Origin of the sequence: Streptosporangium sp. NPDC000095, assembly GCF_042899335.1 — a bacterium.
In the GTDB taxonomy this organism is placed as follows: Bacteria; Actinomycetota; Actinomycetes; order Streptosporangiales; family Streptosporangiaceae; genus Streptosporangium.
In genome coordinates this window covers 55650-80368 of sequence record NZ_JBIAZS010000005.1, presented here as the reverse complement: position 1 = coordinate 80368, position 24719 = coordinate 55650, and the positions used below count along the sequence as shown (strand labels likewise).

Sequence of the window (24719 nt, the reverse complement as noted above, 5' to 3'; positions counted from 1 at the left end):
GGTGAGAGGCGACGCTCGCTCGTACGCCGCGGCCCGTAAGGAACGGGCCGCGGACATCGACCGCTGGTTGACGGACCTGGTCCGCACCGCCTGCGGTACGCCGTACGGGCCTAACGGGGGAACGACGAGAAACGACGAGCGCGGCGCCCTCAACGGGGTCGCGCTCGTCGCGGTCGGGAGCCTTGGCCGCTCCGAACTCGCGCCGGGCAGTGACCTCGACCTGGTCCTGCTGCACGACGGGCGGGAGGACGTCGCGCGTGTCGCCGACCGCATCTGGTATCCGATCTGGGACTCGGGGGTCGGTCTCGACCACTCGGTGCGGACGGTGGACGAGGCGGCCAAGGTCGCCAGGGAGGACCTCAAGGCGGTCCTCGGCCTGATCCAGGCGCGGCACGTGGCCGGAGACCCGGAGCTGACGCGCTCGGCGCGTGAGATCGTGCTCGCCGAGTGGCGTGCCGACTCCCGGCGCCGCCTGGGCGAGTTGCGTGACGCCGCGGACAAGCGGGCGGAGGCGAGCGGCGAGCTGGCGTTCCTGCTCGAACCCGACCTCAAGGACTCCCGCGGCGGCATCCGCGACGTGCAGGCGATGCAGGCGGTGGCGGCGGCCTGGGTCGCCTCGGCCCCGGGTCCCCGGGTCCGTGAGGCCTATGAGTTGCTGCTCGACATCCGGCACGGTCTGCACCTGGTGACCGCCCGCGGCGCGGACAGGCTGGTGCTCCAGGAGCAGGACGCCGTGGCCGGGATGCTCGGGCTGCTCGACGCCGAGGCGCTGATGCGCAGGCTCGCCGAGGCCGCCAGGACGATCGGGCACGCCTTCGACGCCACCTGGCGCACCGTCGACCGGTTGCTCACCGGCCCCACCCCCCGTGGTCGTCGCCCGCTCGCCGACGGCGTCGTCGAGCACGGCGGAGAGGTCGTGCTCGCTCGCGGGGTGAACCCGCGCAAGGACCCGGTGCTGGTGCTGCGCGCCGCCGCCGCGGCGGCCGAGGCGGGGCTGCCGCTGGCGCCCGCCACGGTCACCACGCTGGCCGCCCAGTCGCCGCCGCTGCCCGTGCCCTGGCCGGACGAGGCGCGTGACGCGCTGGTGGCGCTGCTCGGGGCCGGCCGCGCGGCCGTGCCCGTCTGGGAGGAGCTCGACCAGGCGGGAGTGCTGGTCCGCCTGCTGCCCGACTGGGAGCGGGTGCGGCACCGACCGCAGCGCAATCCGGTGCACCGCTACACCGTCGACCGGCATCTGATCGAGGCCGCCGCGGGGGCCGCCTCGTTCACCCGCGAGGTCTCGCGGCCCGACCTGCTGCTCATCTCCGCGCTCCTGCACGACATCGGCAAGGGCTATCCCGGTGACCACTCCACCACCGGTGCCGTCGTCGCCCGCGACATCGGGACCCGGATGGGCCTGCCCCCGGCGGACGTCGACATCCTGGAGACCGTGGTCCGCCACCACCTGCTGCTGCCCGAGACGGCCACCCGCCGCGACCTGGACGACCCGGTGACGATCTCCCGGGTGGCCGAGGCCGTCGGCTCGCGTGAGGTCCTCGAACTGCTGGCGGCCCTCGCGGTGGCCGACGGCCACGCCACCGGGCCCGCCGCCTGGAACTCGTGGAAGGCCTCGCTCGTCGCCGACCTGGTACGCCGGGTGCGTTCCGCGCTCTCGGGAACCCCGCTGCGTCCCGCGCCCTCGCTCTCGGTGGAGCAGGCTTCCCTCGCCCGCCACGGCGGGGGCGCCGTGCGCATCAACGGGGGAGCGGTCACCGTGGTCGCGCCCGACCGCGCCGGCCTGCTCTGGCGCGCGGCCGGGGTGCTGGCCGCGCATCGGATGGTGGTCCGCTCCGCGTCGGCGGCCTCGGCGGGGGCGACCGCCGTCATCGAGTTCTCGGTCGTTCCCGAGTACGGTTCGCCGCCCGACCCCGCGACGCTGGAGGCCGACCTGCGCCTCGTCCTGGCCGGTCGTCTCGACATCGAGCAACGCCTGGCCAGGAGGACCAGGTCGATGCGCCCGGCCCGGGTGCCGGTGGCGCCGCCGAGGGTGAACCTGGTGGACGACGCCTCCAACACCGCGACCGTCATCGAGGTACGCGCCCATGATCGTCCGGGTCTTTTGTGGCGGATTGGTAGAGCATTTGGTGAATGTGGCCTTGACGTACGGGCCGCCCGTGTGGAGACTCTCGGCGCAGAGGCGGTGGACGTCTTCTACGTGGTCGACAGAGCCGGTCGCCCACTGACCGACGAGGTCCAGCGGGCACAGGTACGCGATCAAGTGCTCGCTGCCCTGCGATAACCGTAAAAAATCGGTCCCTAGTCGCCTTCGTAACGATTAAAGGCGCTATGTCGGTTTTGCCGATTCTTACTCGTGACCTTGTGGTGTGATGTTGTCCACTTGTGTCGTGATTGAGGGGTATCGAGAGCGGTGACTACGGCGACATCCGAGGGCGGGGGCGCTTCGGCACCCGACCGCGCTAAGCGGCCTGCCGCCCGCTTCGGTTTGAAGAACTGGCGCGTCCGTTCGCGCCTGACGGCCCTGATCCTGGTTCCGACGGCGGTGGGTGTCGTACTCGCCGGCACGCGGGTGGTGGCCTCCATCGACAGTGTGGCGGTCTACCAGCGGACCGCCGCCGCGGCGGAGTACTCCGGTGGACTCCGCGACCTCGCCCAGGCGCTCGGCCTGGAGCGTGACCGCGGTGCCTGGTCGTCGTTCCAGCCCACGAACAAGAGCCTGAAGGACAGCTCCGACGCGCAGCGGAAGACCGTGGACGCGCTGGTGAGGAAGGTGCGGCAGGAAGTCCAGGCGATCGACGACTCCTACGGAGCCAGGATCGTCGAGGCGGCCAAGAACGTGACCTACCAGCTGGACGGCCTCCCCGCGCTGCGTGCTCTGCCCGGTATCAACCGGATGGAACGATACAGTTTCATGATCGCTCCGTTGCTGACACTCCACGAGGAGCTCACCCTGGTCAGCGACGATCCGGAGATCGTCGGTAACACCCGCGCGCTCAGCGATCTGGCGTACGCCAAGGAGGAGGTCTCCAAGCAGCGCGCCCGGCTGCTGGCCGGTTACTACGCGCCCTCGCTCATCACCCCGCAGGAGATCGAGAAGTTCATCGCCTCCCGCTCCCGGATGGACGAGTACCAGGCTGACTTCGGCGTCGAGTCGACCCCGGCGAACGCGCAGCTTCTCGCGAGCGCCCTGATCGACGAGAGGGTCCACCGGGCCGAGCTCACCAAGGCCAGGGTCATCGTGCTCGCCAGCAATCCCGCGCGCACCGGGCGGCTGCTGTCGAACTTCAACGAGGTCAAGCAGTGGTTCTCGGACAACGCCGTGGTCCTCGACCAGATGCGGAAGGTCGAGAACAAGGTCGCCGGTGACGTGGTCACCCGGGCCAGGGATCTGCAGGACGCCGAGCAGCGCAACGCGATCATCACCGCGGGGCTGATCCTGCTGCTGCTCCTGCTGGTGCTCGGACTCACGGTCGTCATCGCCCGCTCGATGGTGACGCCGCTGCGCCGTCTGCGCGCCGAGGCACTGGAGGTCGCGAGCTTCAGGCTTCCCGAGATCGTGCGACGGCTCCGGGTCTCCGGCGACGCCCGCGAGCCCGACGTCGACCTCATCTCGATCGACACCAGCGACGAGATCGGGGAGGTCGCCAGGGCCTTCGACGAGGTGCAGCGGCAGGCCGTCCGCCTCGCCTCCGAGGAGTCCGAGCTCAGGTCCAACATCAGCGCGATGTTCGTCAACCTGTCGCGGCGCACCCAGACCCTGGTCGAGCGGCAGATCTCGCTCATCGACGGTCTGGAGAAGGGCGAGGAGGACGGCCGCCGCCTGGCCGACCTGTTCAAGCTCGACCACCTGGCCACCCGCATGCGGCGTAACTCCGAGAACCTCCTGGTCCTCGCGGGTCACGAGCCGACCCGCAGGCGGAGCCAGCCGGCCAAGCTCGTCGACGTCGTCCGCGCCTCCCTGTCGGAGGTCGAGGACTACGAGCGGGTCCAGGTCAAGGTGCACCGGACGATCTCGGTCGCGGGCAGCGCCGCCAACGACATCGTGCACCTGGTCGCCGAGCTGGTGGAGAACGCCATCCAGTTCTCCCCCCGGACGAGCCAGGTCGTGGTCTCCAGCAGCATGATCGAGGGCGGCGGCGCACTGCTCGCGGTGAGTGACCCGGGCATCGGCATGACCCACGAGGAACTGGTCGAGACGAACCGCAGGCTGGCCGACCCGCCCGTCGTCGACGTCTCGGTGTCGCGGCGCATGGGCCTGTTCGTGGTCGGACGCCTCGCGCTGCGCCACGGCATCCGGGTCCAGCTGCGCCCGCAGGAGGGCGGCGGTCTCGTCGCCATGGTCCTGTTCCCGCCCGCGCTCGTCGTCCAGGCGACCCAGCCGGTGCAGACGCCCTCGTGGGGTGGCGAGCAGGCTTCCTCGCGGGATCTCTCCGCCCAGCCGTCCACCGCGGGTCGCCCGCCCGTTCAGCAGTTCTCCTACGGGCAGTCCCAGCCGGGGCTGGGACACACCCACCCCTCGTTCGAGCAGGGGCAGTCTCCGTTCGGGCAGGACCCGTTCGGACGTGATCCTTTCGGACAGACCTCGTTCGGGCAGGCGTCCGTGGATCTGCCCTCGTTCGGCTCCGCCGACCGCCCGGCCCAGGACTGGCCGGTTTCCTCCGGTGCCTCCGAGGGAGGCGGCCAGCCCCTGCCCAAGCGCCAGGTCAACGGCAACGGTGCTCCTCCCGCCTCCGATTTCTCCGCCTGGAGCCAGTCCTCGTACGAGGAGACGGCGGAGGAGATGCCCACGGTGGGCGTCTCCTCGCTCGACGCCGAGCAGGAGGAGTACCTGCCCATCTTCGCCTCGATCGAGTCCGCCTGGTTCCGCCGCTCCGAGGGCGCCGGGCCGGAGGAGCCGACGCCCCCGGACGGCATGCCGGCTCACGAGACACCGCGGACGAGAGAGCAAGAGGGGGCGATGGCCGCCGAGCAGTCCGTTCCGGCGGAGGAGCCCGACAGCTGGAACACCCCGGCCGACGCCGGGTGGCGCGCCGCCCAGGCGGCGAGTGAACCCTCGCTCGGCGGGGTGACCGCGGCGGGGCTGCCCAAACGCACCCCCAAGGCGAACCTCGTACCCGGTACGGCCGCGGCCGTACCGGCCAGCCCCATGCCGCCCCTGTCGCCGGACAGGGTGCGCAACCGTCTGTCGAGCTTCCAGCAAGGCGTACGGCGGGGCCGCGCCGAAGTAGTCGAAACCACCACCAGAAGCCTGGTTGACGAGGAGGAAGGCTCGTGACGACCCTGAGTCATGAGGCACGCAGGTTCGACTGGCTGATCACCGAGTTCGTCCGTGGCACACCCGGTGTCGCGCACGCGGTGTGCGTCTCCGCCGACGGGCTGAGGATCGCCAGTTCCGAGGGGTTTCCGCCGGACAGGGCGGATCAGCTCGCCGCGGTCGCGGCGGGACTGCTCAGCCTGACGGTGGGTGCCTCGCGGGTGTTCGAGGGGGGCGCCGTCACCCAGACCGTGGTCGAGATGGAGCGTGGCCTGCTGCTGGTCATGGCGATCAGCGACGGCTCCGTGCTCGCCGTGCTCGCCTCCCCCGACTGCGACATGGGTCTGGTGGCCTACCAGATGACCCTGCTCGTCGAGCGGGCGGGACAGGTGCTCACCCCGGCGCTCCGCGCCGAGCTGCAGTCTTCCCGGGGCCGGTGATGACCGCGCTCCCGCTCGGTCTCATCACGGGAGAGGCCCGTGCTCGGGATTGACGGAACCGAGGACGACGAGCCTCTGTTCCGCCCGTACGCCATGACCGGTGGCAGGTCGGAACCTCGTTTCCACCTGGCGATGGAGGCACTGGTCTCCTCCTCCTTCATCATGGAGGAGGACCTGGCGCTGCTCACTCCCGAACAGGATGCGATCATCAGGCTCTGTCGTTCGTATCGTTCGGTCGCCGAGATATCCGCTCTCCTGAAGGTTCCGCTCGGCGTGGCCCGCGTGCTGGTGGCCGATATGGTCGATGAGGGCTTCGTCCGTATCCACCAGCCGCATCTCAACGAGGGACAACCGGACCTCAACATGCTCGAAAGGGTTCTCAGTGGACTTCGCAGGCTCTAGCCAGAGTGGCCTGACGTCAACGAAGATCGTTGTCGCGGGCGGGTTCGGTGTCGGCAAGACCACGTTCGTGGGTTCGGTGTCGGAGATTCTGCCGCTGACCACGGAGGCGGTGATGACCGACGCCAGCGCCGGGATCGACGACCTCGGGCTGACTCCCCACAAGACGACCACCACGGTCGCGATGGACTTCGGCCGGCTCTCCCTGGACCGTGACCTGATCCTGTACCTGTTCGGTACGCCGGGTCAGCACCGGTTCTGGTTCATGTGGGACGACCTGGTCCGCGGCGCGATCGGCGCGGTGGTTCTGATCGACACCCGCCGGCTCGCCGACGGCTTTCCCGCGATCGACTACTTCGAGGAGGCCAAGCTTCCGTTCGTGGTCGGTGTCAACGGCTGGAACGGGGAGTTCCCGCACCACGAGGAGGAGGTGCGGGAGGCGCTGACGCTGGCTCCGCACATTCCCGTCGTGCGGACCGACGCCCGCTCCCGCGACTCCGTCAAACGCACGCTGATCACTCTGGTCGAGCATGTTCTGCGGGTCCGCACGGCCTCTGGGACGTCCGCGTAGTCCGGCGTTCTCTCCGGGGCGGTTCCGTGCTCGGCGGGGTCGTCTCCGGAGAAGGGGCCCGAGTCTTCCCCGGCGGGGCGTGAGCCGGGAGTCGTCAGCCCGGCACCCACTCCTTCCAGGTTAGTTTGTTGGCGTCGATCCATTTCTGGGCCGCCTGGGGGGCGCCGAGGCCATTGTCGGTCATGTCGCTCGCCACCGCGTTCTGCTGCTCGCTCGTCCAGTTGAAGTTCCTGACCAGTTCGTAGGCCCTGCCGCCGGTGTCGGCGAATCGCCTGCTCACGATCTTGTCGAGCAGGTACGGCGGGTAGTCGCACCTGATCCTGGCGGGGTCGGCGTCGCAGCCGATCGCGTACGGCGGAAGGTTGACCTTCGCCAGTTTGATCTGGCCGAAAAGCCAGTGTGGCTCGTAGAAGTACATCAGCAGCGGGGTCCGGTTGCGGGTCGCTCGCCTGGCCGCGTCGATCAGCGCTTTCTCGCTGCCCGCGTGGACGACCCTGTAGTGGAGGCCGAGATTGCGGACCAGGGCCTCGTCGTTGGTGACATGCGAGGGATCCCCGTCGAGCAGTTGACCTAAATTGCCGGATTTATCCGTTTTGAAGAGATGTGCGTACTTATTGAGCTGCCGCCAGTCGGTGATCTGTGGATGCTCGTCCGCCATCCACTGGGGGACGTACCAGCCGACGACCCCCGTGGGGCCGCTCCTTCCCGCGGAGACCGCGACCTTCTTCTCCTCGATGTAGGCCCGCTTCAGGGCCTCCCGCCCCCAGTTCTCCACGATCACGTCCACCGTGCCCCGCTCCAGCCCCTCCCAGGACTGGAGCGGGTCGAGCCTCACCGTCTCCACCCGGTAGCCGAGCTCCTGGGTGAGCAGGCGGCCGACGACCGCGGCGCTCGCCTCGGAGCCCGCCCACCCGTTGACGGCGATCCTCACGGTCTCGCCGTCGGATGCCCGGGGCGCGGGTGCGACCGCCTCCCCGGTGCAGGCGGCGAGTGAGAGGAGCAGTGCGATGAGCACCGGCAGGGCACGAACGGTCGAGCGGGAGCCGCGAACCTGACGCGCGGCGTCGCCGGGTGTGGCCACGGTCTCCTCCAGGGCCCGCCACCCGGGCTCGGCGGGCCGGGGTGCACGGTGAGAACTGCGGATGCAGGGGGCAAGGTATGGCGCGAATCGCGAATATCGTGCATCACGATGTCACGCTCCTCGGGAGCTCGTCGGGGATGCCTCCATCCTCCTCTGTTTGGAACGATGCAAACGGCCATAGGGGTCCGGAAGTTCCTAATAAGATTATTCGGCTGACCAGAACCGGAGTTCCAGTCGTAGCTGGAGCTCCGGATACGGTCCCTGCTTCACCACGAATACGCATCTATAGAGCTGCGTTCGCTTGGCCCCACCGGTTGATATGTGCTCGAATTGCCGGGAACCACAGGAAATTCGGCCAGGGGGTTCATCCACCGAGAGGGCAGCGTTCGGTGAGTACACACGAGATCCAGGGCGCGGGCAGCCGCCTGCGCCTGCGGAACTGGCGGGTGCGCCGTCGCCTCGTCGCGCTCGTTCTGGTGCCCTCCATCGCCGCGGTGCTGCTCGGCGGTGTCCAGGTAGTGGCCTCGCTGCGCGCGGCAGGCGACTACCAGCGGGTCAACGACCTCGCCCGGCTCTCCGCCCGCGTCGGCGCGCTCACCCATGAGCTGGCCGAGGAACGCGATCGCACCGCCTGGTTCGTCGCCCTCGGCCGCCCTGAGGGCGGCGTAAGGAACATCAGGGCCCAGATGGATCTGGTCGACGGCTCCGCGGAGCGCGTCCGTGAGAGCGGCTCGCTGCTCGGTGAGGGGGTGAGCGGGCGTACCAGGGACGAGATCGAGAGCGCGATCACCCGTCTGGACGACCTTCACCTGCTGCGCGAGCAGGCACTGAAGTCGACGCTGCTGCCCGACGCGACCATCGCCGCCTACTCCCTGGTCATCGCCGATCTGCTCTCCCTGCACGACGAACTCGGCAAGGGCAGCGACGACGACGTCCTCTTCGGCCAGGCGCTCACCCTGGACGCGCTCGCCCGCGCCAAGGAGGCACTCTCCCTCCAACGGGCGCTGCTCACGGTGGTGCTCGTGGCGGGACGGTTCGAGCAGGGACAGATGGAGCAGTTCCTCGGCGCGATCTCCATCGAGCGCAACGAGCGCAGGACCTTCGCCGCCGAGGCCGGAAGCAGGGAGCGCCGCCTCTTCGACGAGACCGTCAACGGCCGCACCGCAGAACGCGCCGACCTCATCCGCGAACTGGTCCTGCTCCGCGCCGCCTCCGGTGACTCGCTGAAGGGCCTGGACCTGGAGCGGAAGGACGACGCCAAGGAGTGGTACGACGCGGCCACCGTCACCATCGGCCACATGCGCGAGGCAGAGGAGCGGCACGCCCAGGTCATCGTCGCGCGCAGCCAGCAACTCGGCGACGACGAGCAGAACCGTGCCCTGATGGTCGCCGCGGCCGTCGCCGCCCTGATGGCGCTCGTGCTGGTGGTCACCATCTGGGTGGTGCGCTCGCTGGTCAGGCCGCTGCGGCGGCTGCGCAGGGAGGCCCTGGAGGTCGCGGGGGAGAGATTGCCCGCGTACGTCCAGCGGGTTCGCGAATCGCACGGTGGGCACGGTGAGAGCATGGTCGCCGACGTGTCACCGATCGGGGTACTGTCGCGTGACGAGATCGGCGAGGTCGCCAGGGCGTTCGACGAGGTCCATCGGGAGGCGGTCCGGCTGGCGGGGGAGGAGGCGAGGCTGCGCAACACCGTGAACGCGATGTTCGTCAACCTCTCCAGGCGGAGCCAGACCCTGGTGGAACGCCAGCTCACCCTGGTCGAGCGGCTGGAGCGCGGCGAGCGCGACGACCAGCGGCTGGCGGACCTGTTCAAGCTCGACCACCTCGCCACCCGGATGCGCCGCAACAGCGAGAACCTGCTCGTCCTCGCCGGACAGGAGGTGGCGCGGCGCTGGAGGCAGCCGGTCGAGCTGATGGACGTGGTCAGGGCCTCGCTGTCGGAGGTGGAGAACTACGAGCGGGTGACGAACCGGGTCCGGGCGGAGGTCGCCGTCGCGGGTCCCGCGGTGAGCGACGTGGTCCACCTGTTCGCCGAGCTGATCGAGAACGCCGTCTCGTTCTCGCAGCCGACCACGAGGGTCACGGTGTCCGACAGCCGGATCGACGGCGGCGGTGTGATGGTGTCGGTGACCGACAAGGGCATCGGCATGACGCTCGACGAGCTCTCCGAGGCCAACTGGCGGCTGGCGAACCCGCAGGCCGCCGACGCCTCGGTCGCCCGCCACATGGGTCTGTTCGTCGTCAGCCGCCTCGCGTTCAAGCACGGTATCCGCGTCCAGCTCCGCCCGCAGGACTCCGGTCTGGCCGCGATGGTCCTGCTCCCGGAGTCGCTTCTCGTCCTGCCGCCCATCGGGGAACAGATGCCCGGTTCCTCGCGGCCCTCGGCCGTCTTCCCCGGTACGTCGCCGAGCGCGGGGCTGCCCGCCGGTGTGGTCGGCTTCCCGCAGGGCGAGACCGGTCACCTGTTCCCCGGCGAGGCGCCCGATTCACCCGACTCGCCGTTCCCGCACGTCCCGGGTGACGCGCCCGCGCCGTTCCCGCACCGGGGAGTTCCCGTGTTCGCGGCGCCCACGGTCACGCAGGCACCTCTCGCCGAGGAGGGCGGGCCGGACGCGACCGAGCGGAACGTGTGGAGCCCGCCCGCGGAGCGGTTCCGTCCTCCGGGGGAGCGAGGGGAGTTCCCGCAGCCGCCCCCCGGCCTGTTCGACCCTCTTCCGGGAGCGTCCGACCCCCTCGCCGGCGAGGTCCCGGCCGAGCGGGAGGACGACTTCCTGCCGATCTTCGCCGCGGTCGAGTCCGCCTGGTTCCGGATCGCCGATCCCGCCGGGGACTCCGGTGCGGAGACGGCCCGCCCCGAGGCGGACGACGCTCCCGACGACTCCGCGCCGGAGGGGTCGCCGGCCGAGCCGGAGCCGTGGACCTCGCCCGGTGACAGCGGCTGGCAGGCCGCGCAGGCGGTGAGCGCTCCGGCGCACGGCGGTACGACCGAGGCCGGCCTGCCCAGACGCACCCCCCGGGCCAACCTGGTCCCCGGCTCGGTCGCGCCGGTCGCGGGACCCGAGCCGTCCCCCGCGCCGGACGCGCCGCGCCTCTCGCCGGAGCAGATGCGCAGCCGCATGTCGAGCTTCCAGGAGGGTGTGCGCAGGGCACGCAACGAGCTCCCGGACAGGGAGGGGTAGCGTGCGGGCCGACAACCGGGACCAGGGGCGGGAGCTTCCCGACGGCCGGGCCTCCTCATGGCAGGAGCGGTGGGACGACACGCCTCGGTACGGGTTTTCCGCCGGGGCGCGGGGATACGGCTCGCCGGAGGAGAGGCCGGGGTTCGTGCCGTTCGTCGGCGCGGCCGGGGCGCGGGGATACGAGGCTCAGGAGGAGACGGCCGGGGCCCGGCGGGGCGGGCGCTTCGGATACGCGTCCGAGGACGAGGACGAGGAGCCGGCCGAGGAGGAGAGCTCGCTGATCCGGATGTACGCGGTGACCGGGGGGCGGGTCGTCCCGAGTTCCAAGCTCGCCATGGAGGCACTCGTCTCGACCACGACCACGGCCCCGCTCGGCCTCTCCTATATCCGGGAATATCGTTTCATCAGTGATCTGTGCCGAAGTATCCGCTCGATCGCTGAGATATCCGCGCTTTTGGGGGTCCCCCTCGGCGTCACCCGCGTCCTGGTCTCCGACATGGAGTCCGAAGGGCTGGTGCGGATCCACCACCCCCGGGTCAGCGCGGCGGGTCCCGGGCCCGACCTCCTCGAACGCGTACTCAACCACCTCAAGGAATAGGCCCGTTCCTCGCACGCGCCGCGTCTCGCGGAGATCCGGTACGGGTGCGGAGAACGGGACGGCGGGCGTCCCGCGTCAGGCGGAGCGGACGCCGGTCTCAGGCGAGCCACCAGCGGGCGGCGACGAGCTCGGCCACCAGGGTCTCGGTCAGGAGCGCCACGTCGGGGTCGTCGTCGTGGCGGTAGCGGACGGAGGCCTTGGCGCCGGGAAGCTCGCCGCCGACCGTCAGGACGGTGGAGCCGCGCTGCCGGATCCAGTCCATGGCCTGCTCGTCGTAGCGGGAGCCGGGGAAGAGGATGGCGCGGTAGTCGAGGGTCTTGGTGAGGTAGACGTCCACGTGGGCCCAGTCACCGGTCTCGCACGCGTCGGCCGCCCTGCGGGGCCCCTCGCGGAACATCAGGGCCGACTGCTCGGCCGAGGACAGGTGCTCGGCGGGAGCGATCGTGTAGACGCCGTTCGGGCCGTCGAGCAGCGTCGCGGCCGGTTCCAGCCACTCGTCGCGGCGGTCGAGCAGGTCGGCGGTGGCCTCGGCCGTACGGCGGATCAACCCGGGCACGTCCCCGCCCGACGCGGTGAGACGCTCGCCGAGTGCGAGGAGCAGGGCGAGGGTGTGCTGGAAGGTCCGGCAGGAGACACCGCCGCGCTCCTCGCCCGCCACCATCGGAACCACCAGGTCCGCACCCTCGGTGACGGCCGAGTCCGGGTGGTTGGTCAGCGCGAGGACGAAGGACCGGCCCCGGTGGCGGGCGACCGCGTCCAGGGTCTCCCGGCTGCCGCCGGTGGCGGAGATGGCGACCACCAGGGTGTCGGGGCCCGGCGGGTAGGACGCCGCGGCGGAGGCGTACTCGGCCACGGCGTCGATCCCCGCGGCCCGCAGGCGCAGCGCGGCCACCTGGGCGGCGTACCGGGAGCTGCCCATGCCGAGGAGGAGCACCCGCCGGATCCCGGCGGGAATCCCCGCGAAGGGATCGCCCGCCTCCAGGGTGCCGGCGAGGGCGGCCAGTGCGGCGGGCTTGGCCTCCAGGTCGGCGAGGTACAGGTCGGGAATCACGGGGTCTCCTTCGTGGGGAACAGCGGGTTCGCCGGGTTCGCCGGGATCAGCGGTATCGGGAGCGCAGCACGCCCATCGGGGCGTAGCGCCAGCGGGGAAGATGCCTGGCCGCGTAGACGAGCTCGCGGCACTCCTGCTCGATCTCGAAGGGGCGCAGCAGGGAACGGTCCAGCAGGGCGGCGTGCCCCAGCTCGTCCAGCCGCCTGAGGTAGGCCGACTCCAGGACGGCGCGGGCCGTGGCGGACCACCCGGCGATCATCGCGGGGTCCGCGTCGCGGCGCCTGATCGCGACCTGGCCGACGTGTTCGAGGCTCATGGTGAGCTGGGCGAGGTCGCGGGCCGCGGGCTGGAAGGGGTCGGCGCCCGCGACGGTCGGGTTGCCGTCGAAGTCGATCACCGCGTAGCCGTCCCGCCAGCGCAGGATCTGGCCGACGTGCAGGTCCCCGTGGATGCGGATCAACGGGGTGGCCCCCACCCGGGCGAGGGGCGCCAGCTCGGCGCGGAGCGCGTCGGCGCGCTCCGCGAGCCAGTCGCCGTCCTCGCCGTCGGTCAGCGCGAGTGCCTCCACCAGGGCCTCGCCCGCCCGGAGGGACCACGGGCTCTCTCCCGCCCGTACCGCGTCCGACCGCCTGACGGGGGTGGGGAAGGTCGCGGAGGGGGTCGCCATCGCCGTGTGCAGGTCGGCGGCGAGGACGCCAAGGTCGACGGCGAAGGAGGTGCCGTGCGAGACAGCCTCGTCCACGCACCACTCCCAGCCGTCACCGGCCCCGGGCAGGTACGCGGTGACGAGGGCGAGCAGCAGTTCGGAGCCGTCGTCGGCGCGCCGGGAGACGGACGCGTACGGCGTCGCGGTCGCGGTGAAACCGACCGACGTGAGGTGCGCGAACATGTCGGGTGTGGGGTGGGGGAGCGGCGCGGGCGGGGTGAGCCATTTCACAACGACCTTCTCGCCGACGACCACCGAATAGTTGGTCTGATCGACCTCGAACCCTCGTTCGGCCGCTGCCCTCGATGACGATTGAGTGTCGATTGAGGAAAGAGGAGTGATCGTTACGGGGAGTGAGTGGAATCTCCGTACACCGAATGGGGCGGGAACATCACAGGTCAGAGCCTCGACGAGCTCGCCGGTCCGCCCGTCGCCGGCCCTGGGGACCGTGTCGATCCGGTGCCAGATTGAAGCAGGATTTAACAAACGGACCAAACTCTCCAGTGGTGATGTCGGTGGAAGTCTTGCTCAAGTTAATGTTGACTGCAACACTCCTGCTTTGGTCTGCCGTGTCCCTTACGGCCGGTCTACCCCACTTACACTGAATTCTGAAGGAGTAGCGGTCGTGTCCCGCACCCGGTACACCCGTCGTCTTCCGGCCGCCGCCCTGGCCGCCGGTCTCGCGCTCGCAGTCTCGGCATGTGGCGGGGAGGCCGCGGACTCCGCCGCGCCCGCCGCCGGTGCCTCGACGGCGCAGCTCAACCCCAACGCGGACCTTTCCAAGCAGAGCATCACCATCTCTGTCTGGACAGGCTATACGCCCGAGGACCTGCCCCAGAGGATCAAGGACAACCTCAAGACGACCCTCAAGGTGACGGAGCACGCCACCAACGAGGACGTCATGGCGAAGCTCACCAGCGGCGCCGACACCGGCATCGACGTGGCCTTCGTCTCCGGCCAGTACGCCCAGGCGCTCAACGAGGCCGGACTGCTCGAGCAGCTCAGCCCCGAGCTGATCCCCAACCTCGCGAACCTCTACCCCGAGGCCAAGGAGCTGTCCTACGACAAGGGCAACGTCTTCTCGGTTCCCTACACCTGGGGCACCACGGGCATCTGCTACCGCACCGACCTGGTGAAGACGCCTCCGACGAGTTGGAACGATATTCTCAACCCGCCGGCGGACGCGGTGAAGAAGGTCACGATGATGACCACCGAGCGCTGGCTCGCCCTTCCCGCCATCAAGGCACTCGGCTACTCGGTCAACACCAGGAGCGACGAGGAGCTCGCCAAGGTCAAGGCGAAGCTGGAGGAGGCCAAGCCGAAGCTGCTCAAGTACGAGGACGTCACCTTCGGAGACATGCTCAAGAGCGGCGAGGCCGTGATGGTCGAGGCGTGGGACGGCTGGTGCCCGACCACCGAGAAGAACATCAAGTTCGTGGTGCCGAAGGAAGGCAGCGACCTGTGGGTGGACACCATGGTCGTGCTGAAGTCCTCCAAGAACAAGGAGGCGGGACACGCCTTCATCAACTACATCCTGGACCCGAAGGTCCACGCCTGGGCCGCGGAGAACATCCTCTACAAGGTCCCGAACAAGGCCGCGATGGACGCGCTGGACCCCAAGCTCAAGGCTGACAACGCCCCGCTGCAGATGAGCCCCTCCGACCTGCTCAAGGGCGAGTCGATCATCGACCTGGGCGAGGACTCGGCCAAGTTCACCCAGCTCGCGACCGAGGTCACGGCGAAGCAGTGACACGTTCCGCCGTTTCCGGCGCGTCCGCGAGATCGCGGGCGCGCCGGTCGCGTGCGCTGGGAAGGCTCGTCTTCCTGGGGCCCGGCCTGATCTACCTGCTCGTCTTCCTGCTGGTACCGCTCGCCCTGCTCATCAGCTTCACGATCTTCCGCAGGGGCCGGTTCGGCGGGGTGGTCTACGAGGTCACCGGGAAGAACTTCACCCGGCTGCTCGACCCGCTCTATCTGGAGATCGTGCTCGGCTCGCTGAAGCTGGCCACGATCGCGACACTGATCGCCCTGCTGGTGGGCTATCCGACGGCCTATCTCATCGCCCAGCTCCCGCGGAAGTGGAAGACGATCGCCCTGGTGGCGATCGTGCTGCCGTTCTGGACCAACTTCCTGGTCCGCATCTACGCCTGGATCATCCTGCTGAGCGGTCCGGGCCTGGTCAACAGCACGCTGATGGACCTGGGGCTGATCGACAGCCCGCTGGAACTGCTCTACAACCAGGGCACCATCGTCACCGGCCTGATCTACTCGTACCTCCCGCTGATGGTCCTGCCGCTGTACGCGGCGATCGAGAAGCTCGACCCGCAACTGCGCGAGGCCTCGGCGAACCTCGGCGCCTCACCCGCGCGCACGTTCGTGTCGGTGACGCTGCCGCTCACCCTGCCGGGGGTGCTCACCGGCTGCCTGTTCGTCTTCGTGCCGAGTTTCGGCAACTTCGTCATCCCCGAGCTGCTCGGCGGCGGCCGTTCCATCATGGTCGGCAACCTGATCAGGGACCAGTTCCTCAAGGCGCGCGACTGGCCGTTCGGGTCCACCCTCGCGCTGGCGCTGATCGCCGTGCTGATCGTCCTGCTGCTCCTGCAGGCCTGGAGTACCCGACGTGCGTAGATCACGCCTGCTGTACGTCCCCTTCTGGGTGACCTACGTCTTCCTCTACACGCCGATCGCCGTGCTCGTCGTGATGTCGTTCAACGCGGGCGAGTCCCCCTACGTCTACGAGGGCTTCAGCCTGGACTGGTACGGCGTCCTCGCCAGAGACGCCAAGATCCGCGAAGGACTGGTCAACACCCTCGTCGTGGCCGCGGGCTCCACCGTGCTCGCCACGGTGCTCGGCACCCTGCTCGCCGTGGGCCTGGCCAGGCACACCAGGTCGCGGACGCTGGACGCGCTCGGCGTGCTGCCCGCGATCCTGCCCGACCTGGTGCTCGCCATCGGGCTGCTGATGTTCTACGCCACGATCAAGTCGACCCTCGGGCTGCACTCGGTGCTGCTCGCCCACACGGTCTTCGGCATGGCGTTCGTGACCGCCGTGGTCCGCACCCGGCTCACCGGCGCCGACACCTCACTGGAGGAGGCGTCCAGAGACCTGGGGGCGACGCCGTTCACCACGTTCCTGCGGGTGACGTTGCCGCAGCTGGCGCCGGGCATCATGGCGGGGGCGCTGCTGGCGTTCACCCTCTCGATCGACGAGTTCGTCATCGCGTACTTCACGGCGGCGCCCACCACGCCGACCCTGCCCATCGTCATCTACTCAATGGTCCGCTTCGGGGTCACCCCCGAGATCAACGCGCTGGCCACGCTGCTGCTGCTGGTGAGCTTCACCGCGGTCATCGTGACCCAGCGGATGACCCGACTGACGGAGTCGCTGTCCTAATGCTGAAGATCACAGGTGTCAGCCGCCGGTTCGGCGACGTCACGGCGCTGTCGGACGTCTCCCTGGAGATCCGGCAGGGCGAGTTCTTCGCGCTGCTCGGTCCCAGCGGCTGCGGCAAGACGACGCTCCTGCGGATCCTGGCGGGCTTCGAGACACCCGACGAGGGCTCCGTCACGCTCGACGGCGACGACCTGCTCGGCCAGGCGGCCCACCGCCGCCCGGTCAACCTGATGTTCCAGTCGTACGCGCTGTTCCCGCACATGACCGTGGCGAAGAACGTCGCCTACGGCCTGGAGCGGGAGAGGCTGGGCAGGGCGGAGATCCGCAGCAGGGTCGACGAGGTGCTGGAGAAGGTCGGGCTGGACGCGATGGCCGGGCGCAGGCCGCATCAGCTCTCCGGCGGCCAGCGCCAGCGGGTCGCGCTCGCCCGCGCGATCGTGAAGCGGCCGCGCCTGCTGCTGCTCGACGAGCCGCTGTCCGCGCTGGACAAGAAGGTGCGCGCGGAGATGCAGTTGGAGCTCAAGCGGCTGCAGAACGAGGTCGGCATCACCTTCGTCGTGGTCACCCACGACCAGGAGGAGGCGATGTCGCTCGCCGACAGGATCGCGGTCTTCAACGCCGGCTCGGTCGAGCAGGTGGACGCCCCGGTGGAGCTGTACGAGCGCCCGCGCACCCCGTTCGTCGCCGACTTCGTGGGGGCGAACAACATCTTCCCCGGCAGGGCCTGCTCGGTCGGCCTGGCCGGCGACGGGCTCGGCATCCTTCCGGGGGTCTCGAACCTGCCCGACGGCACGCCCGCGCTGCTCGCCGTACGGCCGGAGCGGCTCAGGATCGGGAACGAGGGGGTGCTGCGCGGCGAGGTCGTCGACGTGAGCTTCTTCGGCGGCGTCTCGCACGTGTCGGTTCAGGTGGGCGGGCGCTCCACGCCCGTCCTGGTGGCCACCCCGGGGGCCACGCAGGTGCGGGCGGGTTCCGTCGTCGCGCTCGGCTGGGCGGACGGGGACGGAGTGCTGATCCCTCAATGAGAAGACTTGAGCGGGTTGTTCGTCGCGGTCCTGGCGTAGACGAGGATGAGTTCCGCCGCCTCCTGCGGGCCGATAACCGGGTGGCGGGCCGTTATGCGATAGCCGTACGCGTCTTCGAGCGCGACCAGGTTGCGGGCGATGGGCAGGGAGTCGCCCGACAGCCTGAAGGTCTCCAGGGCGGCCCCGGTGTCGAGGATGCTCTGGTAGAGCGAGACCTGGCGGTCGTAGAGGGTGGTCAGCAGGAGGGCGTACATCCTGTTGCGGGCCGCGGCGCCGCCGAGTTCGTTGAGCAGCCGGACGTCCGGATCGTCCGGGCCGTGCGGCAGCCCCGAGCGGATGGTCACCACGAGCTTCTCTGCGGGGTCGCGCATCCCGCTGATCCGCTTGAGTCGCTGCTCGTAGAAGCGTTCCATCCCGGCGTGGTGGGCGTCGACGAGCAGCTCGCTCAGGCGCGGGTAGTGGTAGAGGACCGCTCCGGACGTGAGACCGGCCTCCTCGGCGACGTGGTTGAGATGCACCCCCTCGGTGCCGTGCCGGACGATCGCCCGGTGTGCGGCCGCGATGAGATCCAGGCGCCGGTCCGCCCGTCCCTTGCGCGTCATACTCCCCCGTTCGTTGAAAACCACGCTCTGTGCCGGGGTCCATAGTGGCCCTTTCCCCGCGTTTTTGCCAGCCGAGAATTGAATCATTCCTAAAGAGCCGCAACCCCTAGACGCAAGGAGGCGTGATGTCGCTCACGATCCTGTTCATGCCGGAGAGTGCCTACGGGCCCACGAACAACTGCATCGGCATCGGTGACATTCTTCGTAAGCGCGGTCATCGAGTCGTTTTCGCAGCTGAGGCCTCATGGAAGGGTAAATTGGAGGCCCTTGGATTCGAGGAGGACCTTGTCGATCTCGCGCCGCCCTCCGAAGAGGAGCAGGACGCGGGACAGTTCTGGAAGGACTTCATCAGGGACACCGCCCCTGAATACAGGAAGTCGACCCTGGAACAGCTGGAGACGGTCACCAAGCCGATCTGGGACGCGCTTATCGACGGTGCCAAGTACTGCGAGCCTCAACTGAAGGCGATTATCGAGCGCGTCCGGCCGGATGTCATCGTCGAGGACAACGTCATCGCCTTCCCCGCGCTGGTGACGGCGGGCAAGCCGTTCGTCCGCATCGTGTCCTGCAACCCGCTGGAGGTGCGCGGCGAGGGCGTCGCTCCGGTCTTCTCCGGGCTTCCCGCCGACGACCGTTCCGAGTGGGACGCATTCAACGCCGAGTACGACCGCACCCACCGCGAGATCTGGACGGCCTTCAACGAGTGGGTCGTCGAGCAGGGCGCCCCCGCGCTGCCGGACCTGGACTTCATCCACGAGGGCGACCTCAACCTGTACGTCTTCCCGGAGATCGCCGACTACACCGACGCCCGGCCGCTGGGCGACTCCTGGCACCGCCTGGACTCCTCGGTGCGCGAGACGGACGAGAGCTTCGAGCTCCCCGACTCGCTCGCCGGCCAGGAGGGGCCGCTGGTCTACTTCTCGCTCGGCTCGCTCGGCTCGGCGGACGTCGGCCTCATGCAGCGGGTCGTCGACGTGCTGGCCACCACCCCGTACCGCTTCATCGTCTCCAAGGGCCCGCTGCACGAGGAGATCAAGCTGGCCGACAACATGTGGGGCGCCGAGTTCGTCCCGCAGACGAAGATCATTCCGCTGGTCGACCTCGTCATCACGCACGGCGGCAACAACACCACCACCGAGGCGCTGCACTTCGGCAAGCCGATGATCCTGCTGCCCCTGTTCTGGGACCAGTACGACAACGCGCAGCGCGTCGACGAGCTCGGCTACGGTGTGCGCCTGTCCACCTACGGCTTCTCCGACGAGGAGCTGACCGGCGCGCTGGAGCGGCTGCTGGGCGACACCGCGCTGCGCGAGCGCCTGGCCGCCGCGGGTGAGGAGATCCGCCGCAGGGACGGCCTGCGCAAGGCGGCCGACCTGATCGAGCGGGCAGGGGCCTGATCGCTTTTCGCATCACCACGACAAGGGAAGTTCCATGGGCAAGTTGATCAATCCGGCGACCGGCGACCTCCTGCGGGAGGTGGCCGAGACCTCGATCGAGGAGGTGGCCGCCGCCGTGCGGCGGGCCCGCGCGGCGTTCGAGGAGTGGAGCACGGCGACCCCGGCCGAACGGTCCAGGGTGTTGCTGCGCTTCGCCGACCTCGTCGAGGCCGACGCCGAGGAGCTCACCCGGCTGGAGGTCATCGAGACCGGCAAGCCCGCCGCGGTCTTCCGCGACGGTGAGTTGCCGTTCGCGGCCGACAACCTCCGCTTCTTCGCCGGTGCGGCCCGCTCCCTGGACGGCACCGGCGCGGGGGTGCTCAGCTCCGGCTACACCTCGGTGCTGGTACGCCGCCCGGTCGGGGTCGTCGGATCGATCGCCCCCTGGAACTTCCCCCTGGTCATGGCGGTATGGAAGATCGGTCCCGCGCTGGCGGCGGGGAACGCCGTGATCATCAAGCCCGCCCCGCAGACCCCCGGCACCACGCTCAGGATGGCGCGGCTGTTCGCCCGCGCCGGCGCGCCCGACGGTCTGTTCCAGGTCGTCCTGGGCGACGCGGAGGTGGGCGAGGCCCTCGTCACCGACCCCGGCGTCGACATGGTGAGCGTCACCGGCTCCACCGCGACCGGCCGCGCCGTCATGCGCGGCGCCACCGGCTCGCTGAAGCGGGTCCACCTGGAGCTCGGCGGCAAGGCGCCGGCGCTGGTCTTCGGCGACGCGGACCTGTCCGAGATGGCGAGGGGCGTCGCGATGGGCGCCACCTACAACACCGGCCAGGACTGCACCGCCGCGACCCGGGTCTACATCTCCCGCGACGTGTACGAGGAGTCGGTCGAGGCGCTGCACGCGACGCTGGCCCAGATCACGGTGGGCGACCCCTGGGACCCGGCCACCGACATCGGTCCGCTGATCTCCGCCGCGCACCGCGACCGCGTCCACGGCTTCGTCGAGCGCGCCGCGGCCGCGGGCGCCTCGGTGCTCCACGGCGGTGTCCCGCTCGAAGGGCCCGGTTTCTACTACCCGCCCACCCTGATTTCGGGCGCGGCGCAGGACAGTGAGATCGTTCAGGGAGAACTTTTCGGTCCGGTGCTCGTGGCCCTGCCCTTCGACGGTGAGGACGAGGCGGTACGGCTCGCCAACGACACTCCCTACGGCCTGGCCTCCTCGGTCTGGTCCAGGGACGTGGCGAGGGCGCTGCGCGTCTCGCACCGGCTCGACGTGGGCGTGACCTGGGTGAACGACCATCTGCCCATCGCGTCCGAGGCGCCGCACGGCGGTGTCAAGGGAAGTGGCTTCGGTAAGGACATGAGTCAGGAGGCGGTTCAGGAATACTCTGTGACCCGCCATCTGATGATCAAACATCAGGCTCCGGAGGTGAGGGATTCCTTCCGACCGGCCTGACGGCTTTGATGCCGCATGTCCCTTTTGTGGGGATATATCCACACTTACTCCATTCGAAGTGACATAAAGGATGTGCTCAAATTGCTTCCGCCGCTTCCAAATCCGGCGAGGGGTTACGTAGGCCAGTGATGACACAAGACCGCCGGAGCCACCGCGCGTCAGGGGTGGGCAGTCGACTCCTGCCGGCGAACTGGCGCGTGCGTCCCCGTCTGGTCGCGCTGATCCTGCTCCCGACCGCCGCGGCCGTACTTCTCACCGGCCTCCAGCTCACCACGGCCCTGTCCACGGCCGACGGATACCGCCGGATGAGCCAGGTCGCCGGGCTGGTCGATTCGCTCGGCACCCTCTCCCACGAGATGGCCGAGGAACGCGACCTCACCGCCTGGTACATCGCCGCCACCAACCGCGCCAACCTCAACAAGGTGCGGGATCAGCGCGACGTGGTCGACCGGAGCAGTGGCCAGGTGCTGGCCGCCATCGACGCCCTCGACTCCTCGCAGGCCACCCGCGTCCGTACCGAGGTCGCCCAGATCCGCCGCTGGCTCAACGGGCTCCCCGGCCTGCGCAGGCTGATGGCCGAGGGGAGCGTGCTCCCCCGAGCGGCCCTCGGCATGTACACGCGGATGATCACCGACTTCATCACCCTCCACGACGACCTGGGTCGCAGCGGCGGCGACGAGCGCCTCATCGGAGACGCGCTCGCGCTGGGCGCGCTGACCCGGGCCAAGGAGCAGGTCGCCAGGCAGCGGGGAACGCTCCTGATCAGCTTCCTCGACCGCAAGTTCGACTTCGACGACCCCGCCGACCTCCTCGGCGCCTACCGGAGCCAGCAGAGCGAGGAGAACGCCTTCCAGGCCACCGCCTCGGCCGCCGACGTCAAGAGCTTCCGCGACTCGGTGAACGGCCCCAAGGTCGACCAGGCCGACGCCACCCGTGCCCTCGTCATGTCCCTCATGCGCGAGAACAAGCCGCTGGAACGGATGACCGGCCGCACCTGGGCCAGGAGCGCGGCCGTCTGGTACGACGACTCCACCGCGGCGGTGGAGGGCATGCGGACCGTCGAGCGCCGGCTGGCGTCCGCGGTGGTCTCCCGCAGCCAGGAGATGCAGAGCGCCGAGCAGCGCAGCGCGATGATCTCCGGTGCGGCGATCCTGGTCCTGCTGGTCATGATCCTGCTCATCACCGCCTGGGTGGCCGGCACGCTCGTGCGGCCGCTGCGCAGGCTGCGCAGCGAGGCGCTCGAGGTCGCCGACACCCGGCTGCCCGAGACCGTCCGGGTGCTGCGCGAGTCCGGTGACCACGCCCCTCAGGTCGAGGTGCCCTCCATCGGAGTGGTCTCCCGCGACGAGATCGGGGAAGTGGCCCGGGCCTTCGACGAGGTCCACCGTGAGGCGATCCGGCTCGCCGGTGACGAGGCCCGCCTGCGCAGCAACATCAACGCGATGTTCGTCAACCTCTCCCGCCGCACCCAGTCGCTGGTGGAACGGCAGATCGACCTCATCGACGACCTGGAGCAGGGCGAGCAGGACGAAGGGCGGCTGGGCAGCCTCTTCAAGCTGGACCACCTCGCCACCCGCATGCGCCGAAACTCCGAGAACCTCCTCGTCCTCGCAGGTCAGGAGCAGAGCCGCCGGTGGAGCGAGCCCGTCCCGCTCAGCGACGTCGTCCGCGCCTCGCTGTCGGAGGTCGAGAACTACGAGCGGGTCAACCTCCGGGTCGAGTCGGGCATCTCGATCATCGGCCAGGCCGTCAACGACATCGTCCACCTGGTCGCGGAGCTCGTCGAGAACGCCATCTTCTTCTCGCCGCAGGACACCAAGATCACGGTGTCCAGCAACGGCAACGAGACGGGCGCCGTCATCCTGGCGGTCACCGACTCCGGCATCGGCATGAGCGACGAGGAACTGGCCGAGGCGAACCGCCGCCTGGCCGAGCCTCCCGCGGTCGACCTGTCGGTCTCCCGCCGGATGGGTCTGTTCGTGGTCGGCCGCCTGGCCATGCGCCACGGCATCAGGGTCCAGCTCAGGCGCCCGGACACCGGTGGCCTCAGCGCCGTCGTGCTCCTGCCGGTGCAGGTGGTCGCCCAGTCCCCGTTGATGCCCGAGATGGCCATGTCGGGGCAGGGCATGCAGTCCGGCTCCTTCGACGGCCAGCCGGGCTCGTTCGGGTCCATGTCCAACCAGGACCCGTTCGCCTCGGTGAACCCCGACCCGTTCGGGACCGCTCCGAACCCGGACCCGTTCGGGACCGGTGCGGCGCGCGGATCCCGGCAGCCGACCGGTCTCGGCACGCCGCCCGCCCAGGCGCCTTCCCAGCCGCCTCCCCAGGTGCCGATGCCGACGTCCGCGGACATGTGGTCGGGGCCGGTGGTGCCCGCCTCGGCGGTGGAGGACCTGTGGTCGTCCCCGCTCGCGTCGACCGCGCCGCCGTCGTTCCCCTCGGCCTGGCCGGACCCGCCCGCGATCGACCCGTGGACGCCGCGCCGGCTGGAGCCGGTGGAGAACACCCAGGCCCTTCCCGTGGTCGAGGTGCCGCCGACGGAACCGGAGCCCGAGGAGTTCCTGCCGATCTTCGAGGCGGTGGGATCCGACTGGTTCCGCCGCAGCGCGCCCATCACTCCGGAGCCCGAGCTCGAGCCGGAACCGGAGCCGGAGCCGGAGGTCAAGCCGCGGCCGATGGAACAGCGGGTGAGGCGGGGTCCGCAGGGCCTGGAGACCCAGAACATCCCGCAGATCACGCATTCCACGCCGCCGCCCGCGCAGCAGGCCCAGCCGTTGCCGCAGCGGACGCCGCAGCAGCCACAGGCGCAACCACTGCCGCAGCGGACGCCGCAGCAGCAGGGGCAGCCGTCGCGGCCGGCCGAGCCCGCGGCCGAGAGGCAGCCGTGGAGCACCCCGTCCGACCAGGGCTGGGCCGCCGCCGAGGTCGCGAAGAAGCCCGTCGAGGGTGGCGTGACCGGAGCGGGCCTTCCCAAGCGGGTACCCAAGGCGAACCTTGTCCCCGGAGCCGCCTCGGCGGCCCAGGCGGCTCCGGCCCCCCCGATGCCGCCGATATCGGCGGAACGGGTACGCAGCCGTCTGTCCAGTTTCCAGCAAGGCGTACGGCAGGGGCGCGCTGAGATGAGCGAGCGAGCCAACGCCGTCGAGGGAGAGAACCAGCAGTGAACAACCAACTCAGCCAGGCCGCTCGCGGCTTCAACTGGCTGATCACCGAGTTCGTGAAGGAGATGCCCGGAGTCGCGCACGCGGTGATCGTCTCCACGGACGGACTCCCGCTGGCCTACTCCCAGGGTTTCCCCAAGGACAGGGCGGACCAGCTCGCCGCCATCACGGCCGGTCTGATCAGCCTCACCCAGGGTGCCTCGCGGGTCTTCGAGGGCGGTCCTGTGGTACAGACGGTGATCGAGATGCAGCGGGGCCTCCTGCTGACCATGTCGATCAGCGACGGTTCCGCGCTGGCCGTGCTGGCCGCGCCGGATTGCGACATGGGCCTCGTGGCCTACCAGATGACACTGCTCGCAGAGCGTGCCGGCCAGGCGCTTACGCCTGCGCTCCGGGCCGAGCTGCAGTCGGTTCAGCGATAGG

At 69.8% G+C, this 24719-nt stretch carries 19 protein-coding genes; 15 read left to right on the top strand and 4 right to left on the bottom strand.

All coding sequences use genetic code 11. The annotated features are described in order from the left end of the window. Position 1: 1 nt before the first annotated feature. The 5 genes from ACFY3V_RS13505 to ACFY3V_RS13485 all read left to right on the top strand — a co-directional run bounded on the left by ACFY3V_RS13505 (position 2) and on the right by ACFY3V_RS13485 (position 6661). Positions 2–2278, top strand: a complete 2277-nt coding sequence (locus tag ACFY3V_RS13505; protein ID WP_350948725.1) for a [protein-PII] uridylyltransferase — start codon at positions 2–4, stop codon at positions 2276–2278. 261 nt (positions 2279–2539) lie between these two features. Further along, positions 2540–5272, top strand: a complete 2733-nt coding sequence (locus ACFY3V_RS13500) for a nitrate- and nitrite sensing domain-containing protein (RefSeq protein WP_389773067.1) — start codon at positions 2540–2542, stop codon at positions 5270–5272. Further along, positions 5269–5691 (top strand): roadblock/LC7 domain-containing protein, encoded by a 423-nt coding sequence (locus ACFY3V_RS13495; RefSeq protein WP_389773064.1) that lies wholly within the window; start codon positions 5269–5271, stop codon positions 5689–5691. The genes ACFY3V_RS13500 and ACFY3V_RS13495 overlap by 4 nt, the downstream gene beginning before the upstream one ends. A gap of 93 nt (positions 5692–5784) precedes the next feature. Next, positions 5785–6093 (top strand): DUF742 domain-containing protein, encoded by a 309-nt coding sequence (locus tag ACFY3V_RS13490; protein WP_389773663.1) that lies wholly within the window; start codon positions 5785–5787, stop codon positions 6091–6093. Continuing rightward, entirely contained in the window at positions 6074–6661 is a 588-nt protein-coding gene (locus tag ACFY3V_RS13485; RefSeq protein WP_350948722.1) for an ATP/GTP-binding protein, read from the top strand. The genes ACFY3V_RS13490 and ACFY3V_RS13485 overlap by 20 nt, the downstream gene beginning before the upstream one ends. Positions 6662–6755: 94 nt before the next feature. Here ACFY3V_RS13485 and ACFY3V_RS13480 read toward each other — a convergent pair whose 3' ends face one another. Then, positions 6756–7742, bottom strand: a complete 987-nt coding sequence (locus ACFY3V_RS13480; RefSeq protein ID WP_389773060.1) for an ABC transporter substrate-binding protein — start codon at positions 7740–7742, stop codon at positions 6756–6758. 389 nt (positions 7743–8131) lie between these two features. Here ACFY3V_RS13480 and ACFY3V_RS13475 point away from each other — a divergent pair, with 389 nt between their 5' ends. After that, positions 8132–10921, top strand: a complete 2790-nt coding sequence (locus tag ACFY3V_RS13475; protein ID WP_389773057.1) for a nitrate- and nitrite sensing domain-containing protein — start codon at positions 8132–8134, stop codon at positions 10919–10921. Between the two features lies 1 nt (position 10922). Then, positions 10923–11519, top strand: a complete 597-nt coding sequence (locus ACFY3V_RS13470; protein WP_362897674.1) for a DUF742 domain-containing protein — start codon at positions 10923–10925, stop codon at positions 11517–11519. Positions 11520–11616: 97 nt separating this feature from the next. On the opposite strand, the gene ACFY3V_RS13465 is transcribed toward ACFY3V_RS13470, so the two are convergent. Both ACFY3V_RS13465 and ACFY3V_RS13460 read right to left on the bottom strand, forming a co-directional pair. Further along, positions 11617–12570, bottom strand: a complete 954-nt coding sequence (locus ACFY3V_RS13465; protein WP_362897676.1) for an SIS domain-containing protein — start codon at positions 12568–12570, stop codon at positions 11617–11619. Positions 12571–12616: 46 nt separating this feature from the next. Continuing rightward, positions 12617–13507, bottom strand: coding sequence for a hypothetical protein (locus ACFY3V_RS13460; RefSeq protein ID WP_389773052.1), 891 nt, complete (start codon positions 13505–13507; stop codon positions 12617–12619). Positions 13508–13901: 394 nt separating this feature from the next. On the opposite strand from ACFY3V_RS13460, the gene ACFY3V_RS13455 reads away from it, so the two are divergent. The 4 genes from ACFY3V_RS13455 to ACFY3V_RS13440 are packed head-to-tail and all read left to right on the top strand — an operon-like array spanning position 13902 to position 17695. Beyond that, a complete protein-coding gene (locus ACFY3V_RS13455; protein WP_362897680.1) occupies positions 13902–15026 on the top strand; it encodes a spermidine/putrescine ABC transporter substrate-binding protein in 1125 nt (374 codons plus the stop codon). Further along, a complete protein-coding gene (locus tag ACFY3V_RS13450) occupies positions 15023–15904 on the top strand; it encodes an ABC transporter permease (protein WP_362897682.1) in 882 nt (293 codons plus the stop codon). Before ACFY3V_RS13455 ends, ACFY3V_RS13450 begins: the two co-directional genes overlap by 4 nt. Next, complete coding sequence (locus ACFY3V_RS13445; protein WP_362897684.1) at positions 15897–16670, top strand: ABC transporter permease; 774 nt, start codon at positions 15897–15899, stop codon at positions 16668–16670. The genes ACFY3V_RS13450 and ACFY3V_RS13445 overlap by 8 nt, the downstream gene beginning before the upstream one ends. Next, the gene (locus ACFY3V_RS13440; RefSeq protein WP_362897686.1) at positions 16670–17695 is read left to right on the top strand and encodes an ABC transporter ATP-binding protein; all 1026 of its coding nucleotides are present in this window, start codon (positions 16670–16672) and stop codon (positions 17693–17695) included. The genes ACFY3V_RS13445 and ACFY3V_RS13440 overlap by 1 nt, the downstream gene beginning before the upstream one ends. On the opposite strand, the gene ACFY3V_RS13435 is transcribed toward ACFY3V_RS13440, so the two are convergent. Then, complete coding sequence (locus ACFY3V_RS13435) at positions 17689–18297, bottom strand: TetR family transcriptional regulator (protein WP_350948712.1); 609 nt, start codon at positions 18295–18297, stop codon at positions 17689–17691. The genes ACFY3V_RS13440 and ACFY3V_RS13435 overlap by 7 nt on opposite strands. A 257-nt stretch (positions 18298–18554) precedes the next feature. Between ACFY3V_RS13435 and ACFY3V_RS13430 the strand changes: the two genes are divergently transcribed. From ACFY3V_RS13430 to ACFY3V_RS13415, 4 genes are all read left to right on the top strand, one after another. Further along, positions 18555–19694, top strand: coding sequence for a nucleotide disphospho-sugar-binding domain-containing protein (locus ACFY3V_RS13430; protein WP_362925190.1), 1140 nt, complete (start codon positions 18555–18557; stop codon positions 19692–19694). A 34-nt stretch (positions 19695–19728) separates the two neighbouring features. After that, positions 19729–21135, top strand: a complete 1407-nt coding sequence (locus ACFY3V_RS13425; protein WP_350948710.1) for an aminobutyraldehyde dehydrogenase — start codon at positions 19729–19731, stop codon at positions 21133–21135. A gap of 197 nt (positions 21136–21332) precedes the next feature. After that, the gene (locus ACFY3V_RS13420) at positions 21333–24299 is read left to right on the top strand and encodes a nitrate- and nitrite sensing domain-containing protein (protein WP_362897693.1); all 2967 of its coding nucleotides are present in this window, start codon (positions 21333–21335) and stop codon (positions 24297–24299) included. After that, entirely contained in the window at positions 24296–24718 is a 423-nt protein-coding gene (locus ACFY3V_RS13415) for a roadblock/LC7 domain-containing protein (RefSeq protein ID WP_350948708.1), read from the top strand. The genes ACFY3V_RS13420 and ACFY3V_RS13415 overlap by 4 nt, the downstream gene beginning before the upstream one ends. The last annotated feature ends 1 nt before the right edge of the window (position 24719 follow it).